General features: G+C 56.9%; 18 protein-coding genes, 1 tRNA gene and 1 pseudogene. 14 read left to right on the top strand and 6 right to left on the bottom strand.

The window, feature by feature from the left end:
* Both benC and IB249_RS24760 read left to right on the top strand, forming a co-directional pair.
* Entirely contained in the window at positions 1 to 1,014 is a 1,014-nt protein-coding gene (benC, locus tag IB249_RS24755) for a benzoate 1,2-dioxygenase electron transfer component BenC (protein ID WP_192308378.1), read from the top strand.
* A 150-nt stretch (positions 1,015 to 1,164) separates the two neighbouring features.
* Complete coding sequence (locus IB249_RS24760) at positions 1,165 to 1,938, top strand: 1,6-dihydroxycyclohexa-2,4-diene-1-carboxylate dehydrogenase (protein ID WP_192308379.1); 774 nt, start codon at positions 1,165 to 1,167, stop codon at positions 1,936 to 1,938.
* On the opposite strand, the gene IB249_RS24765 is transcribed toward IB249_RS24760, so the two are convergent.
* On the bottom strand, positions 1,939 to 2,301 hold the full coding sequence (locus IB249_RS24765) for an NUDIX hydrolase (RefSeq protein WP_192308380.1): 363 nt from the start codon (positions 2,299 to 2,301) through the stop codon (positions 1,939 to 1,941).
* Between the two features lie 213 nt (positions 2,302 to 2,514).
* Between IB249_RS24765 and IB249_RS24770 the strand changes: the two genes are divergently transcribed.
* Positions 2,515 to 2,703, top strand: coding sequence for a DUF2188 domain-containing protein (locus tag IB249_RS24770; RefSeq protein ID WP_192308381.1), 189 nt, complete (start codon positions 2,515 to 2,517; stop codon positions 2,701 to 2,703).
* 60 nt (positions 2,704 to 2,763) lie between these two features.
* Here IB249_RS24770 and IB249_RS24775 read toward each other — a convergent pair whose 3' ends face one another.
* On the bottom strand, positions 2,764 to 3,033 hold the full coding sequence (locus tag IB249_RS24775; RefSeq protein ID WP_192308382.1) for a hypothetical protein: 270 nt from the start codon (positions 3,031 to 3,033) through the stop codon (positions 2,764 to 2,766).
* 91 nt (positions 3,034 to 3,124) lie between these two features.
* On the opposite strand from IB249_RS24775, the gene IB249_RS24780 reads away from it, so the two are divergent.
* Positions 3,125 to 3,460: a hypothetical protein gene (locus tag IB249_RS24780; RefSeq protein ID WP_192308383.1), complete on the top strand. Its 336-nt coding sequence runs from the start codon at positions 3,125 to 3,127 to the stop codon at positions 3,458 to 3,460.
* A 3-nt stretch (positions 3,461 to 3,463) separates the two neighbouring features.
* Here IB249_RS24780 and IB249_RS24785 read toward each other — a convergent pair whose 3' ends face one another.
* A complete protein-coding gene (locus IB249_RS24785) occupies positions 3,464 to 4,030 on the bottom strand; it encodes an RrF2 family transcriptional regulator (protein WP_192308384.1) in 567 nt (188 codons plus the stop codon).
* 252 nt (positions 4,031 to 4,282) lie between these two features.
* Between IB249_RS24785 and IB249_RS24790 the strand changes: the two genes are divergently transcribed.
* The 6 genes from IB249_RS24790 (at position 4,283) to IB249_RS24815 (ending at position 10,041) form a co-directional block, all read left to right on the top strand.
* A complete protein-coding gene (locus IB249_RS24790) occupies positions 4,283 to 5,485 on the top strand; it encodes an NAD(P)/FAD-dependent oxidoreductase (protein ID WP_192308385.1) in 1,203 nt (400 codons plus the stop codon).
* Positions 5,486 to 5,668: 183 nt separating this feature from the next.
* A complete protein-coding gene (locus IB249_RS24795; RefSeq protein ID WP_192308386.1) occupies positions 5,669 to 6,958 on the top strand; it encodes an NAD(P)/FAD-dependent oxidoreductase in 1,290 nt (429 codons plus the stop codon).
* A 26-nt stretch (positions 6,959 to 6,984) separates the two neighbouring features.
* Positions 6,985 to 7,539: a helix-turn-helix domain-containing protein gene (locus IB249_RS24800; RefSeq protein ID WP_192308387.1), complete on the top strand. Its 555-nt coding sequence runs from the start codon at positions 6,985 to 6,987 to the stop codon at positions 7,537 to 7,539.
* 21 nt (positions 7,540 to 7,560) lie between these two features.
* A complete protein-coding gene (locus tag IB249_RS24805) occupies positions 7,561 to 8,907 on the top strand; it encodes a glutamine synthetase family protein (protein ID WP_192308388.1) in 1,347 nt (448 codons plus the stop codon).
* 418 nt (positions 8,908 to 9,325) lie between these two features.
* Positions 9,326 to 9,399: transfer RNA gene (locus tag IB249_RS24810), tRNA-Cys, on the top strand.
* A gap of 276 nt (positions 9,400 to 9,675) precedes the next feature.
* Positions 9,676 to 10,041, top strand: coding sequence for a hypothetical protein (locus IB249_RS24815; protein WP_192308389.1), 366 nt, complete (start codon positions 9,676 to 9,678; stop codon positions 10,039 to 10,041).
* Positions 10,042 to 10,320: 279 nt separating this feature from the next.
* Here the strand turns inward: IB249_RS24815 and IB249_RS24820 are convergent, their stop codons facing one another.
* The 3 genes from IB249_RS24820 to IB249_RS24830 form a co-directional block, all read right to left on the bottom strand.
* On the bottom strand, positions 10,321 to 10,884 hold the full coding sequence (locus IB249_RS24820) for a hypothetical protein (RefSeq protein WP_192308390.1): 564 nt from the start codon (positions 10,882 to 10,884) through the stop codon (positions 10,321 to 10,323).
* A gap of 42 nt (positions 10,885 to 10,926) precedes the next feature.
* Positions 10,927 to 11,184 carry a hypothetical protein gene (locus IB249_RS24825; protein ID WP_192308391.1) on the bottom strand — a complete coding sequence of 86 codons (258 nt, stop codon included), beginning with the start codon at positions 11,182 to 11,184 and terminating at the stop codon, positions 10,927 to 10,929.
* 158 nt (positions 11,185 to 11,342) lie between these two features.
* Complete coding sequence (locus IB249_RS24830) at positions 11,343 to 12,266, bottom strand: LysR family transcriptional regulator (RefSeq protein WP_192308392.1); 924 nt, start codon at positions 12,264 to 12,266, stop codon at positions 11,343 to 11,345.
* 151 nt (positions 12,267 to 12,417) lie between these two features.
* On the opposite strand from IB249_RS24830, the gene IB249_RS24835 reads away from it, so the two are divergent.
* The 4 genes and pseudogenes from IB249_RS24835 (at position 12,418) to IB249_RS24850 (ending at position 15,510) form a co-directional block, all read left to right on the top strand.
* Complete coding sequence (locus IB249_RS24835) at positions 12,418 to 13,635, top strand: MFS transporter (RefSeq protein WP_192308393.1); 1,218 nt, start codon at positions 12,418 to 12,420, stop codon at positions 13,633 to 13,635.
* 58 nt (positions 13,636 to 13,693) lie between these two features.
* A pseudogene (locus tag IB249_RS24840) lies at positions 13,694 to 13,887 on the top strand (integrase); the annotation flags it as partial.
* 148 nt (positions 13,888 to 14,035) lie between these two features.
* Entirely contained in the window at positions 14,036 to 14,473 is a 438-nt protein-coding gene (locus IB249_RS30035) for a hypothetical protein (RefSeq protein ID WP_192308394.1), read from the top strand.
* A 374-nt stretch (positions 14,474 to 14,847) separates the two neighbouring features.
* Entirely contained in the window at positions 14,848 to 15,510 is a 663-nt protein-coding gene (locus IB249_RS24850; protein ID WP_192308395.1) for a hypothetical protein, read from the top strand.
* Positions 15,511 to 15,526 lie beyond the last annotated feature (16 nt).

The following is a 15,526-nucleotide window of genomic DNA, read 5'->3' on the forward strand; positions in this document are numbered from 1 at the left end:
ATGACTCATTCCATTGCATTCAATTTCGAAGACGGCGTCACCCGTTTCATCGACGCCAACGTGGGCGAAACCGTGGCCGACGCCGCGTATCGCCAGGGCATCAATATCCCGCTGGACTGTCGCGACGGCGCCTGCGGCACCTGCAAGTGTTTCGCCGAGGCCGGCCAGTACGACCTGGGCGAGGAGTACATCGAAGATGCCCTCAGCCCGGAAGAGGCGGAACAGGGCTTTGTCCTGACCTGCCAGATGCGCGCGCAGAGCGATTGCGTGGTGCGGGTTCCGACGTCCTCCGAGGTGTGCCGCACCCGCCAGGCCAGCTACGAGGCGACCATCAGTGCGGTGCGCCAGTTGTCCGACAGCACCATTGCGCTGTCGATCAAGGGCGAGTCCTTGAGCAAGCTGGCGTTTCTGCCGGGGCAGTACGTCAATCTGGGGATTCCCGGCAGCGAGCAGACCCGCGCCTATTCGTTCAGCTCGTTGCAGCGCGACGGCGAAGTCAGTTTTCTGATTCGCAACGTGCCGGGTGGCCTGATGAGCCGGTTTCTCACCGGCATGGCCAAGGCTGGCGACAGCATGAGCCTGGCCGGCCCCCTGGGCAGTTTCTACCTGCGGGAGATCCGTCGGCCCTTGTTGCTGCTGGCCGGTGGCACCGGGCTCGCACCGTTCACCGCGATGCTGGAGAAAATCGCCGAGCAGGGCAGTGCGCATCCGCTGCATTTGATCTACGGCGTGACCCACGATTTCGACCTGGTGGAACTGGATCGTCTGGAAGCCCTTGCCGCACGCATCCCTCACTTCACCTACAGCGCCTGCGTGGCCAGCCCCGACAGCCAGCATCCGCTCAAGGGCTATGTGACCCAGCACATCGAGCCACGGCACCTGAACGATGGCGACGTCGACGTCTACCTGTGCGGCCCGCCGCCGATGGTCGAAGCGGTGAGCCGTTACCTCGGCGAGCAGGGCATCCGGCCGGCGAATTTCTACTACGAGAAATTCGCAGCCAGCGCCGCGTGAGCCGCGCGCCAAGCAACGGTATCGCCACTGTGGGAGCGAGCCTGCTCGCGATAAGGGCGCGTCAGTCAGCATGGGGATGCCTGTGAACCCATCACGAGCAGGCTCGCTTCCACAGGGGGCTTGTTTCGTCCGAGAATTCTTGAGGTACACATGAACCGATTTCACGAAAAAGTCGCGCTGGTCACGGGCGCTGCCCAGGGTATCGGCCAGCGCGTGGCCGAGCGTCTGGCGGCGGAAGGGGCGAAGCTGATAGTGGTGGATCGCTCCGAACGGGTGTTCGAGGTGCAGCAGCAACTGGCGGTGAGCTGCCAGGTGTTGGCGCTGACTGCCGATCTCGAGCAGTACGAGGAGTGCAGCCGGGTGATGCAAACCGCCATCGAGCGCTTCGGTCGGCTCGATGTGCTGGTCAATAATGTCGGCGGCACAATCTGGGCCAAGCCGTTCGAGCATTACCAGGCGTCGCAGATCGAGGCCGAGGTTCGCCGTTCACTGTTTCCGACACTCTGGTGCTGCCATGCCGCATTGCCGTACATGCTGGAGCAGGGCAGTGGCTCGATCGTCAACGTGTCGTCCATCGCCACCCGCAGTGTCAATCGTGTGCCCTACGGTGCGGCGAAAGGCGGGGTCAATGCATTGACCGCGTGCCTGGCGTTCGAGACGGCCGGGCGCGGGGTGCGGGTCAATGCGACGGCACCGGGCGGCACTGAAGCACCGCCCCGGGTGATTGCGCGCAACAGCGCGCCGCAGAGCGAGGAGGAAAAAGTCTGGTACCAGCAAATCGTCGACCAGACCCTCGACAGCAGTTTGATGAAGCGCTACGGCACGCTGGATGAGCAGGCGGGGGCGATCCTGTTCCTGGCCAGCGACGAGGCGTCCTACATCACGGGCGTGACCCTGCCGGTGGGGGGTGGTGACCTGGGTTGACTACAGACGACGCTGAAACGCCCTGAGGATCTTGAGGGTCGCTTCGCTGGTGTCCAGGTTCTGCACCGCATTCAACGGATACCACTGGCAATCGAAGATTTCATTCAGCGGACGCGCCTCGTCCTGGTTCAGCACCGACGCCTCATAGACGTGGTGTCGGGTGTTGCCTGTTTCCAGTTGCATCAGGTACAGCACATCGTCGACATCCAGCCCGGTTTCTTCCTGCAGTTCGCGCATGGCCGCGCCAGCGATGGTCTCGCCGGGTTCGACCTTTCCCCCGGGCAGCGTCCAGCGACACCTGGGCTTGCGCACCAGGAGAATGTGCCGGTCCTGCTCGCAGATGACGGTTGCACGTACTTTCATGTGTTACCTAATAGCTCATTGCCACAATACTGTCATAAAAATGCAATATTCAGGCCGGGGCCCGTTTTTCGGGGGTTCTGCAGGGTTGGAGGTGGGGTCTGGACCTAAAGTGCGGTTGGATGTTGGTATTTTGTCGCGACGTCTGGTCCGCAATGGTGCGAAAAGTGGGTGTAAGGTAGGCGTGACGAAACCGTACCGAAATGGAGGTAGCTCATGAGCGTTCCGATGCTGAACAAGATGCACATGAACGGGTATGACGTGGTCAGCGTGAACAACGGCCCCTGGCGGGTCTGCACCCAGGGCGATCGCCTGGCAGCCTTTGCCAGCCGGGAGGAGGCGTTGGCGTTCGCGGCGTCCCTGCCAGGCTACAAGGCTCGAGCCAAAAAGCCCGCGGCCCGCTGAACGGTCGCTTTTGTGGGAGCGAACCTGCTCGCTCCCACAGTGTTTCAGCACGACCGGTTTTTATGAGGGTGAACCCTTGTCGTCACCCGTCACGCCGTGTTTGTTGCGGCTGATCGTCTTGGCCTTCACTTCCTCGGCGTACCCCGCCAGTCGTTGTTCGTCGCCCTGAAACAGGTCGCATAACCTGTGTACGGCCTGCGCATCCACATCGTTGCCCGCCTGGCGCAGCTGTTCCGCCAGGCGCAACAGCTCGACCGCCGACCATCTCAGGTCGGACGCGATGCCTTGCAAGTCTCGTCGGAGTTCGTTTTCAGATTCGTTGAGCCACATGACGGTCTCCTGAACATTCCCAGCTACGAAATTTTAGTCCCGATTTCCTGGGCAACGAGCTACATTTTCTTTTTTCAGATAAGGAAGCACGATGCGGACTTTGATGGCGGGAATCGTAGCGGGGTTGTTGACGGGATGCTCCTTGCCCGCCTCTGTGGTGCCGGGTGAGCCAAACCTCAGCAAATACAGTGAAAAGCCACCCAAAGAGTACGCCGCCTGTGTGTTGCCGGCCTGGCAGAAGGAAGTGCCCAAGGCCACGCAAACCGGGATATCCAACGGCTACCGGATCAAGGCGCCCGGCATCATCACGGCCGATGAGATTCTCGAGATCGTGAAGTCGAAAGACGGCAGCCGGGTGTCGCTGTATCAGGGGCCGCCGTGGGCCAAGTCCGGTGCGTTGCGCGAAGCCGTTCGCGATTGCCTGTGAGGATCAATCGGTGACTTCGGTCGCCGGGATCAACTGATCGTCCTTGGCCGGGCCGGCACTGCTTTTCCTGTCCCGCCGGTCGTTGAGCCACTCATCGACCTTGCCATTGAACTCAGCGGGCGCCTTGCGTCCCACTCTCCTGGCCAGATCGAGAATCGTCTGCTGGGCGAGTGCCTCCTCCATGCGTTTTTGCGCAGTCAGCATCACGGCATGGATGGCGCAGTGGCCCGCTGTGGCCCAATCGGGCGTGCAGCCTTCGAACAGGGCGCAACGTCCACGGATCTCGCGGCATTCGAAGATCTGTTTCTGTCCGTCGATGGCATTGACGATGTCGAGCACACTGATCTCGTCGGAAGGCCGCGCCAGCTTGAACCCGCCTCGCACACCCTCGGTCGCCACCACCAGTTTTGCCTTGGCCAGTTTGGTGAAGATTTTCGCCAGATAGTCCAGCGGCACGCCTTGCAGCTCCGCCAGATCGCGCACGCTCGCCTCACGGGTGTCGCCGCAATTGCCCACCAGGAAAATCAGGCAGTGAATGCCGTACTCAACGCCCGCGCTGTAAAGAGACATGTCAATCTCCGACTAATGTTGTCGCAAATGTTAGCAGCCGCTCGCTCAGTAGGCAACGATCGCCTTTTTCTGCCGAAACCCAATATGCCTTGATCTTGTTCTGTGTCTTGGCATCGAAGGGTTTGATAGTCACTATCGAGAAAAACCGATTGCTTTAACAAACTAGGATCAATACAGTCGTAGTTGTTCGGTCGACGCTGGCAATGCCCGACCTTCTAACAATCATTGATCGGCCTTCTCGGAGCGTTAAAGATGAAACAGCACATCCTGGTAATCGGTGCAGGTTTTGGTGGCATGTGGACGGCGGTGAGCGCCACTCGCCTGTTCAATATCCATGACCGCAACGATGTGGAAGTCACCGTCCTGGCCCCGCAGGCCGAGCTGCGCGTGCGTCCGCGTTTCTACGAGCCGAATGCCCACCAGTTGGCTGCGCCGATTGGCGACCTGCTCGATGCCGTTGGCGTGAAGTTCGTCAAGGGCACTGCCGACAGCATCGACGTTGCGCAAAAACGTGTGGGCTACATCGATGCATCGGGTGCCAAACAGGTGTGCAGCTACGACAAACTCGTTCTGGCCACCGGTAGCCGCCTTGCCATTCCGCCCACCAGCGGTGTGGTCGAGCATGCGTTCGACGTCGACCAGATCGAGCAGGCCGTGCGCCTGGAAAACCACCTGAAATCTCTGGCCAGCCTGCCGGAGAGCAAATCGCGCAACACCGTCGTCGTCGCCGGTGGCGGTTTCACCGGGATTGAAACGGCGACCGAAATGACCGCACGTCTGCGGACAATTCTCGGTGAGCAGGCCGACATCGACGTGATCATCGTTGATCGCGGTGACCGGATTGGCGGCTCGATGGGGGAAGAAATTGCCAAGTCGATCGAAGAAGCCAGTATCGAGACAGGTGTGAAGTGGCACTTGAAGGCGTCGGTGGAATCCGTGGATGCCAACGGCGTCAATCTCAGCGATGGCCAGCGCATCGAGGCCCAGACAGTGGTCTGGACCACCGGCGTGCGCGCCAGCTCGCTGACAGAGCAGATTCCGGCAGAGCGCGATCACCTCGGCCGCCTGCACGTCGACAGCCATTTGAAGGTCATCGGTCAGGACGACATCTTCGCCACTGGCGACGTGGCCTACGCCGCCTCGGACGATATTGGCAACCACGCGCTGATGACCTGCCAGCACGCGATCATGCTGGGTCGCTACGCGGGCAATAACGTTGCCGCCCAGATCCTGGGCGTGGATGCGCTCCCCTACAGCCAGCCCAAGTACGTCACTTGCCTGGACCTGGGCGCCTGGGGCGCGGTGTACACCGAGGGCTGGGACCGCCAGGTCAAGCTGGTCAGGCAGGAGGGCAAGAACCTGAAAACCCAGATCAACACCGTGTGGATCTACCCGCCAGCGGCCAACCGTGAAGCCGCGTGGGCCGCTGCCGATCCGCTGATCCCGATCGCCTGATATCCCCCCTGCAGGAGCGAGCCTGCTCGCGATGGACGTTAACGATGACGCTGACTGCCTGGATGTCCGCGTTGTCCTTGCGCCCCTCGCGAGCGAGCTCGTTCCAACAGGTGCTTGCTTCTGTGAAATATCACCTGTATTTTTTCATGAAATTTAAATAACAAAATTTCATGAGCCCTCTACATGTTTGAGCAATCCTCCCGGCATGTCGCCAGCTACTACGCCCACGCCTGTGCCGATCACTTGGTCGAACGTGATGCCCTCGAGGGCGAGCACGACACCGAGGTGCTGATCATCGGTGCCGGTTTCAGCGGCCTGCATACGGCGCTGCGACTGGTCAAGGCCGGGAAGCGCGTGACGCTGCTGGAGGCCAGTCGCGTGGCTTGGGCTGCATCGGGGCGTAACGGCGGTCAGGCGATCCTCGGATGGTCGTGCGACATGCCGCCACTTGAGGCGGCGCTGGGTTACGAGCGGGCGCGTCGGCTGTGGGACGGCATGCGTTGGGCCGCACAGGAACTGCGCGCTTTGCCTTCACGGCATGAATTCGATTGTGACTACCGTCCCGGTCATCTCTGGACGTCAGTGTTACCGCGCCGGGTGGGTCTGCTGACGGAGTGGCAGCACGAGGCCGCCCACAAGTGGGGGCACGACGGTTTGCGGTTCATTCCTCGCGAGCAATTGTCCGAATGGGTCGCCAGTGATCGTTACCAGGCCGGCCTGTTCGATCCCGAAGGCGGGCACCTCAATCCCCTGAAGCTGGCGCTCGGCCTGGCCGCCGCCATCGAGGGCGCGGGTGGGCGCATTCATGAGCAGAGCAAGGCGCTGGGCTATCGCGAAGAGGGCGGGCGGTACGTGGTCACCACCGAGCATGGGTGTATTCGCGCCGATGTACTGGTGCTGGCCTGCAACGCCTACCTGGACCGGCTCGACCCGCAGTTGTCGAGTTGCGTGTTGCCCGTCGGCACCTATCAGGTGGCGACTGCGCCACTGCCGCCCGCACAGGCCGCCGCGCTGCTGCCGAACAATGCCTGCGTCACCGACAACCAGTTCGTCCTCGATTATTTCCGCCGCACGCCGGACCACCGCTTGCTATTTGGCGGTGGCTGCACCTACCTGGGCGGCATGCCGAGAGACATCGCTGCGGCAACGCGACCTTTCCTGGAGCGGGTGTTTCCTCAGCTCAAGGGGGTGGAGCTGGAATTCGCCTGGGGCGGGCATATCGATCTCACGCTCAAGCGTACGCCGGATATCGGTCGACGCGGCGATCTCTACTGGCTTCAGGGTTACTCGGGGCACGGCGTGCTGCCGACCCTGGCTGGCGCCCGTGCTGTCGCCGACGCAATACTCGGCCAGCCGGATGAGCTCGCGTTGTATCAGGGCCTGGTCAACGGCCGTTTTCCGGGTGGCAAGTACATGGCGGCGCCGCTGGAAGCCATTGGCAAGGCCTGGTATCGGTTGCGCGACAGCCTTTGAACCGTACATTTTCTGGAAGCTTTTCGATGGACAGGCAAGAAGAAATCTCGGCGCTGGCAATCCTGATCCAGGACCTGCGCAAACACAAAAAGTACACGCTCAAGGAGCTGGCGGACAAAATCGGCCGCTCGGTGGGTTTTCTTTCCCAGGTCGAACGTGGGCTCTCACGGCCGACGGTGGCGGACTTGACCGCCATCAGCGAAACCCTCGGTGTGCCGACCACTTATTTCTACAGCCTGCCCAAGCCCATGGCCCTGCCGTGGGTCACCCGCCCGGACGAGCGCCGCACGCTGTATTACGCCGACGGCATCACCGACATCCTGGTGTCACCGAAAATGCGCGCATCGTTCTCGATGCTCGAAAGCCAGCTCGAGCCAGGGGCCAGCAGCGGCGACCGGCACATGAAAGACAGCTCGGAGCAGGGCGGGTACGTGCTCGAAGGGCAACTGACGGTGTGGCTGGATGACGATCAGCCGGTCACCCTCGAGGCCGGGGACAGTTTCCAGCTCGCCAGCCATGCCCATTGCCGCTACGGCAACCTCTCCGATCAACTCACCCGGGTGCTCTGGGTTTACACGTGACAAAAAACAAGGAACGCAATGATGGATGCTGTCTGTTCTGAACTGGTTGCTGAAGTGCGCACGTTTCGCCAGCGCCACCCGGACGTGCGCTACGTCGACCTGATTTCCCTGGACATTCCCGGGCATTTCTACGGCAAGCGCTATCCAATCGAGATGCTCGAAAAAGTCGCCGCCGGCAGCGCGCTCAAGCTGCCGCAGAACTGCGTCTTGCTGGGCGCCCAGGGCGGTTTGTTCAAGATTGGCGATTACTGCTTCAACGACGGTGACCCCGATGCACCGCGGCGTCTGGTGCCGGGCACGCTGAAAATCGTCGATTGGGAAAAACAGCCCCTGGGCCAGATGTTGATCACCTCCAGCGGCACCGAGAAACCGATTGTCTTCGAGCCACGGGAAGTGTTGGCGCAAGTCCTGGAGCGCCTGGCGCGCAAAGGGATTTTCCCGGTGGTGGCCTTCGAGCTGGAATTCTATTTGTTCGATCGCCAGTTGCGTGACGGCTTGCCCCAGTTTGCACGGGATTCGCTGACCGACGATGCGGATGACCAGCCGAACATGCACATCGAACGGTTGACACGCTTCTCGCCGGTGCTGGATGAGATGGTCGAGACCGCTCGTGCACAAGGCATCGACACCACTGTGATCACCGCCGAACTGGGCCCTGGCCAGTTTGAAATCAACTTCGGCCATCTCGATGACGGGCTGCGGGCCGCCGACTGGGCCGCACTTTTTTGCCGCAGCACCCGGGGCGTGGCGATGAAGCACAATTACCGCGCCAGCTTCATGGCTAAGCCCTATTTGCAGCATCCCGGCAGCGGCATGCATGTGCACGTGAGCCTGTACGACAAGGCCGGCAACAACCTGCTGGCGGCGAACGGCCAGCAGCCGCTGCGCCATGCAGTGGCCGGTTGCCTGCAACTGTTGCCCCATTGCATGCCGATCTTCGCGCCCAACCACAACGCCATGCGTCGCCTGAGCGGCACCACCAACGTCGCGACCCGTGCCAGCTGGGGCTTCGAAGACCGGGATGCGTGTGTGCGGGTGCCCGAATCGGACCCTGACAATCTGCGGATCGAACACCGCCTGGCCGGTGCCGATGCCAATCCGTACCTGGTGCTGGCCGCGATCCTGGTGGGGTTGGAGCACGGCCTCGAGGCGAAGCAGGAACCGATCGCGCCGCTCAACCAGGATCGCAGCAGCGGGGTCGACTTCCCGTTGGAGATGCTGGAGGCGGTGCGCTCGATGCAAAACCATGAACCGCTGCGGGAGGGGTTGGGCGCAGAATTCGTGAAGGTCTACTGCGAAAACAAGCGCCAGGATCATTTGGCATTTCTGCAGGACATCAGTGCCCGTGAGTACCGCTGGTTCCTGTAAACAGACCATTTGTCGCGGCACAGCCTTAAAAAATGTGTGGATATTGAAGGGGTTAACGGTCTTTTTAACCACATGGTGAACGAAAACATATTGTTACATGGTGAAAATCACCGTAACATTCGGCCCGCGTTCACCACCACGGTTTATGCATTTTTAGATCCCGGGCTTCCATCAGCTGCCCGGGATTTTTTTTGCCTGCTATTGGCGGGAGAGGGCGCAAACCTCATCCAGCGTTCCGGGCCGTGACAGAATTTTTTTTGAAATCAAGGGGTTGTCAGCCCCGGCAATTCAGTCCATAATTCACGCCATCGAAAGCACTGACTGCTGAAAAAGCTCAATGTTTTCAAGGAGTTAGATCTAGAATCTACTCCAGGTTTGTACGCCTTTGATGTTGTTCAAATGACATCGAATGCATTGGGGCCGAGTAGCAAAATGGTTATGCAGCGGATTGCAAATCCGCCTACGCCGGTTCGATTCCGACCTCGGCCTCCACTCTTAGAAACCCCGTAGATCAATGGTCTACGGGGTTTTTTTATGCCTTCGATAAAGCAAGGTGTTCCGCAATGATTGGGAGGGGTTCCGCAACCCTTTCATTAATATGCGAGATCCCGCTCCCATTTGCGTGGCACAGGTGGGTGCCGAAGGGGTGGTCAGGTCTCTTCATGACAGGCCGGTTTCGGCCAAAAGCAGATTCTGGACAGGTAGCCGTTGATGTCTCTACGCTGGACGATCTAGTGACAGCACAGCGGTAAAAAAGGAGTAGTCACGTTGGAAGTTGCCATTGATCGAGATAGCGTTCATGCAGGAGATGATCTGGGAAGCCATGCGACGTCGATCACACTCGATCCATCAGCAACGCTGCGCGCCTTAATCGAAGTGATACAAGATGCCGGCTACTTACCGGGTATCAATGGAGGCAAGGCTACTTGGATTATTTGGTCGTCTGGCAAACCAATAGGTGTTTTAGCGCAGCAATGGCCAGCACCTAAATTGACCGTGCCGCCCGACAGCACCGTTGATCAATATTTCGGAAATACCGAACCTCGCCTTCTGTTTAGATATTGGTGTCAGGCAGATCCAGATGAGGTCTTTTCGAATATCAAGACCGGAAATGAGCCACCTTCACGATTTTAGGATTGGCGGTGGACATTTCTGTCGATCAATGCGGTTCAGATGACTGCTATGGGGCGGAAGCGGTCGTCATGAACGTCCGCTTTTGGCTGTGGCTGCCGCTCCTGTCCGTCCGCTTCCGGCCACGAGTCGGCCGAAACGTCCGGCATATCTCGCCGCGCAGCGCCAGAGCAGAGTGTCCAGAGTACACCATCGAGTATCAAGCTTTTGCTGTTCTTGGTGTTAAAGAATAACTTCCGCTTAATCTACTGCTCACGAAAGCAAGATTTTATTGTGGTGGGTTTAATTATAGATAAAAGTATAGCTCATAATGTAGCTACCTATTTTATTCGTGCGGGCACTCACCCATACGAGCTGCATTCCCTGTTGTATATTTTTATCCAAATCCATTTTGTTCGTGCAAAGCTCAATCCAGCGGTTTGTACTTTGATCTTCGATCCATAGACCTGCCTCGCAACGACCAAACTTCCCCCTGGAAGGTCCGGGGTATCTCAGCTCATATGAAGATTTATAACTAATAATCTTGCCAGGCAAAAGATAGGCCGCGGTGGCATAACCATTCAGAGATAGAATAAATCCTAAGCAGAACCCTCCAGTAAAAGAATTTAAAGCCTGTATTGCTGTCTTGCGCCCGGGCCGCTTGTAGAGTGTTCGAATTGCTGCAATAAATCCAGTAATCGAGCTGATCAGCAGGTATGTACCCCATTCGGGGATTTCAGGCATCAAAACTGTTCTTGCTGAAATTTTAGAAGCCCAGCCTACATAATAAAGCCATGCGCCAAAAAGCAAAAATACCACTGTTATAACTATTTTTTTTGATTTGCTTTCGGGTGAACTAGGTTCCATAAGCAGCTCTTGGGGGAAGCAGTAATTGTCGGAGGCAAAAATTTAAGTGGTGACGTCAGCGGGGGGAGGAAGAAACTCATAAGTCAACCCTGCCTCATAAAACACCGTTCGCCACTCTAGAAAACCCGGACGGTATTCGCACAGAAGACGAACGATCTGCCCATCCTCTCCGATATAGACTTCTTCCACCAAAGCGATATCTCCTGGCGCTGTCTCGCGAGAGTTAATCCAATCAGTTAAAACTATTTTTGCTTGGTCAGCGCTGATTAGTTTTATGAGATCGCCTTTAGACAGTGCCATGTCCCTTCGCCTGGATTTTTACTGATAACAAGTACATAAGCCTATCGGCTTTTTAAGGCAAAGTCCTTTCTTTTAGTCCGAAGGCTTCCTTTAGACGATGTCCGCTTCTGGCCGGAAGCGGACGGTCAAGAGCGGCAGCTACCGGACAGATGTGGTCATTAGATGTTACTAGCAGAGGGCAGTAAATGAGCTCCAAGCTTTTCCAGTAATGCATTGACTTTCGGAAGTGTTTGTCGATTTTTGATCCAAACCAGATTGATGGCCATGCCAGTGGTTGCCAAGTGGGGAAGCACCTCAACCAAGGTTCCCTCTTCAAGCTGACGTTTGATCAGCCATGAAGGTAGTTGTGCGATCCCGCATCCCGCCGTTACCGCGATCACCAGACCTTCACCATCTCCCACAACGAACTTCGCAGCGATCGACCTGCGTTCAATTTCGCCAGGGTGCTTTCCCGCAAAACTCCAAGGGCTGACCGTTCCATCCGCCCAGCCGTAAACGATGCACTGATGCTGTTCCAGATCACGATCGGTCACAGGCGTGCCGTGTTTGCTCAAGTAAGCGGGCGACGCACAGAAGATATGCCACTCGCTGCCCAGGTAGCGATGCCCCAGCGCAGCGGGCCAGACGTCCGAACCCCCGATCCGCACAGCAATATCGACACCTTCCTCGACAGGATCAATGAGGCGGTCGGAGAATGAAATGTGTGGATGCAACAGCGCATGTTCCTGAGCAAACTGCAAAATGATCGGAAGGGCCAGCAGGCGGCCAAACGCACCTGGAAGGTCTATGCGAATCCTGCCACGAGGCTCAGTGTTTTCGGCGTGCAGAGACAGCTCTGCCTCCTCCAGGTCTGCCAACACACCGGTACACGTGCGATAGAACGCCACCCCCGCGTCAGTCAGGGCCAGGCGACGAGTGGTGCGATGGAACAACCGAACTCCGAGCCTGCTTTCCAATCGAGCGATGGCTTTGCTGATTGCAGATCCCGTCAGACTCATCCGATCGGCAGCGGCTGTGAAACTGCCGCAGTCCGCCACACAGACGAACACATCAATTCCCTTCAAGCGCTCTGAGGAAAACATGGCATCTCTCTATTGATGAATTCTATTCTTAAAATTCGATAACAAACATCATAAATCAGAACCAAATTCACCAGTAAGCTTGATTTCAATGCATCGTTCACGATGCGACCGGCGTTTGCCATAAACCAACCTGCTGAACATTGAGGCAAGGATGCTAACCAAACTGAAAAACTATCCGACAACGGTAAATTTGCTGCTTTCAGCGTCCTTGATATTGACCTTGTCGCGAGCAATCACTTTGCCCTATCTGGTCATCTACCTGTCCGGCAGTTTCGGTTTGAGCATCGCCGATATCGGCCTGGTCATTGGCAGTACACTGATTATCGGCTCGTTATTGAGTCTGTATGGGGGCTTTCTGGTTGATAAAACATCCAGTTACCGGCTGATCCTGTGGCTCAGTTGCCTGTTTACGCTAGGTTTCCTCGGGACGTTTCTTGCTCGCGATCTCTGGCTCTTCTACAGCTGTCTGGTATTAATCAATCTGACCTATGCGGTGATTGATATCGCGGTCAAATCAGGATTCGGCAGCCTGCTCCCTGTCACTGGCCGCAGCGAAGTGTTCTCGATCAAATACACGCTGACCAATATCGGATATGCCATCGGTCCCTTTCTTGGCGCTAGCGTGGCCAAGATAGATATCAGCTTGCCATTCCTGTTTTCCGCAGGGCTTGGAGCAGGATTCTTTTTCATCTATTTCGTCTGGGGTGATAGGAATTTGGGCGCCACCGATGAAGCTCGGAAACCCTCGCCGTTTCTCTCCGTAGGAAAATTACTGCTCCGGGATTATCGATTGGTGTGTTTCACCCTTGGCGGGCTTTTCAGCGCAGTGGTCTTTGGCCAGTTCACGGCCTATCTCTCACAGTATCTGATGGTTACTACCACACCAGAATCTACATACCGCATCATCAGTACCATTGTGGCTACCAATGCGCTGATGGTGATCGGATTGCAGTATTCCATAGGCAGAAAGATCACCAACCGACACCTGAACCTGTGGCTTGCGGCGGGGCTGGGCATGTTCATGATGGGGTTGGCCGGTTTTGCACTGTCGACTTCCGTTCCACACTGGGTCATTTCCATGGCCATCTTTACGATCGGCGAGATCATCGTATTGCCCGCCGAGTACATGTTCATCGACAGAATTGCGCCGGACAACCTGCGCGGCATGTATTACGGAGCGCAAAACCTGTCCAATCTTGGTGCTGCACTGGGCCCGGTTCTTTGCGGAATAGTATTGGCAACCCAGCATCCTCATTACATCTTCTACATGCTGGCACTCTTCATCGTTGCGGGTGGATTGTTTTACCTGGCAGGAGCTTCCAATTTGAGAGTTGCAACGGGTAAGGGGCTGATTGATGAACCGCAATGAGGACGTCAATGAGGCATAAAAAGTTGTTGCTCAGAGAACTGGCGATCTAGGGGCAACAGCCATCGGACTTGACCCGACGGTGTGCGGTACCCACACGCTACGGCGAACCAAGGCTTCGTTGATCTATCGCAGGACCAAGAACTTAAGGGCAGTTCAACTCTTGCTTTGTCATACGAAACTCGAAAGCACTGTAGGTACTTGGGCATTGAGGTAGACGATGCTCTAGAAATGGCAGAGCAGACAGACGTGTAATCTTGCACTGCGACGGTCTGGGCCAGACCGTCGCTTTCCGACCCAAGGAGGCTAAGAGCTCAATCGCAGGACTGCTCATCCTCTTGCTTGGCATCCGATTCGGAGATCAACGCTTCATGGCACTACACTCGTTACGCAAGTTGCTGTCTTGAATGTTGCCGCAGCTTTGACCGTTGATTTTGGCATTGCAGTAAGCGCGTTGATCACTGTTACTGATATTGCCGCAGCTTTGGCCATTCATTTCCGCCCAGCAACTGGCCCGAAGGTCGTTGTCACTGATGTTGCTGCAGCTTTGACCGTTGACTTTGGCATTGCAGTAAGCGCGCTGATCACTGTTACTGATGTTGCCGCAGCTTTGGCCATTCATTTCCGCCCAGCAACTGGCCCGAAGGTCGTTGTCACTGATGTTGCTGCAGCTTTGACCGTTGACTCTGGCATTGCAGTAAGCGCGTTGATCGCTGTCACTGATGTCGCCGCAACCAGCATGAGCGTAAGAACTCAACATCAACAACATCGCAATGATGACTCTCATCACTCTCTCCATGGGGTGTCAGGAAATAGCCTGACGCTGACTGATCCAAAATGATCTTTTTGCTGTAATGAGCAATCAAATTGACATCATTTTTTACGGAAGTTCCATGGGGATGTGACTTTCGGGCATACAGTTTTTTATGTTTTCTTCGACCCGAATCGCCCCCGGCTTCGTAGGCGCGCGGAGTGACCGCTCCTAGCCGAGAGCCGCAGGTCGCGAGGGACGGTTCTCGATCTTAAGTGCACATGCAGTGAGATTGCGCGGTTTCCCTGTCGCGAGAATAAGCGATTGCCAGCGGCGTCACCGAATGGATTTGGCGAATCTGCCCCTCTGTCCACTAGCATGTGACATGACGGGATTGAGCGGTGCATCTCTGACTGATAGCATCTAGCTATCAATCTCAATGCTCATTTTCAGGAAGGGAATCCATGTCAAAGAAAGTTCTTGCTGCAGCGCTGGCCGCCATGGGGATATTGACCGGCATGCAGAATGCGGTGGCTGAAGACAACCTGTTCAAAAAATATGCTTACGACTCGCCGATAGCCAAATACACCGAGGCAGCAGGCTACTACGACTGTTCAGCCGAAATAGGTGCTACCGCACGATGCCTGGACGATGTGGATTTTCTGGATCAGAAGTTCACAGCAGCCCTGGTTTTCAGTGGTGACAAACTGATGTTGGTCTCGCTGTTTGCACCCTATGATCGTGACCTGTTCGCTCGCGCCGCTGGCGCTCTTGCAAAGACATTTACTCTGGTGTCGCTCGCTGACGGGAAATCCGTGCTGGATCTTATTGAGTTGGCGGGTAAAGCTAAAAACAATGATGAATACACAGCCACACTCACAAACTATGAGAGTGTGGCGTTGACCGCCAACAATGTGACCTACTCCTTTGTTGAAGGGCTCACCCCGACCAAGGGGTCCACTAACGCCCATAGTTTGATGAATTCAGCGCCTGACAACATCAGGGGGGCTGATTTGGTTGTCTCTGGCGAGGGTGACGAGTCCAGCATCCTCATCAAGTTTTCTTTCCCGAAACTGGACGAAAACAAGCTTGTTCAGCAAGCCAAGAAGCCAGTCGAGTCGTTCTGACCTCGCGCGTCCATTT

This window comes from Pseudomonas sp. PDM04 (genome assembly GCF_014851765.1).
In the GTDB taxonomy this organism is placed as follows: Bacteria; Pseudomonadota; Gammaproteobacteria; order Pseudomonadales; family Pseudomonadaceae; genus Aquipseudomonas.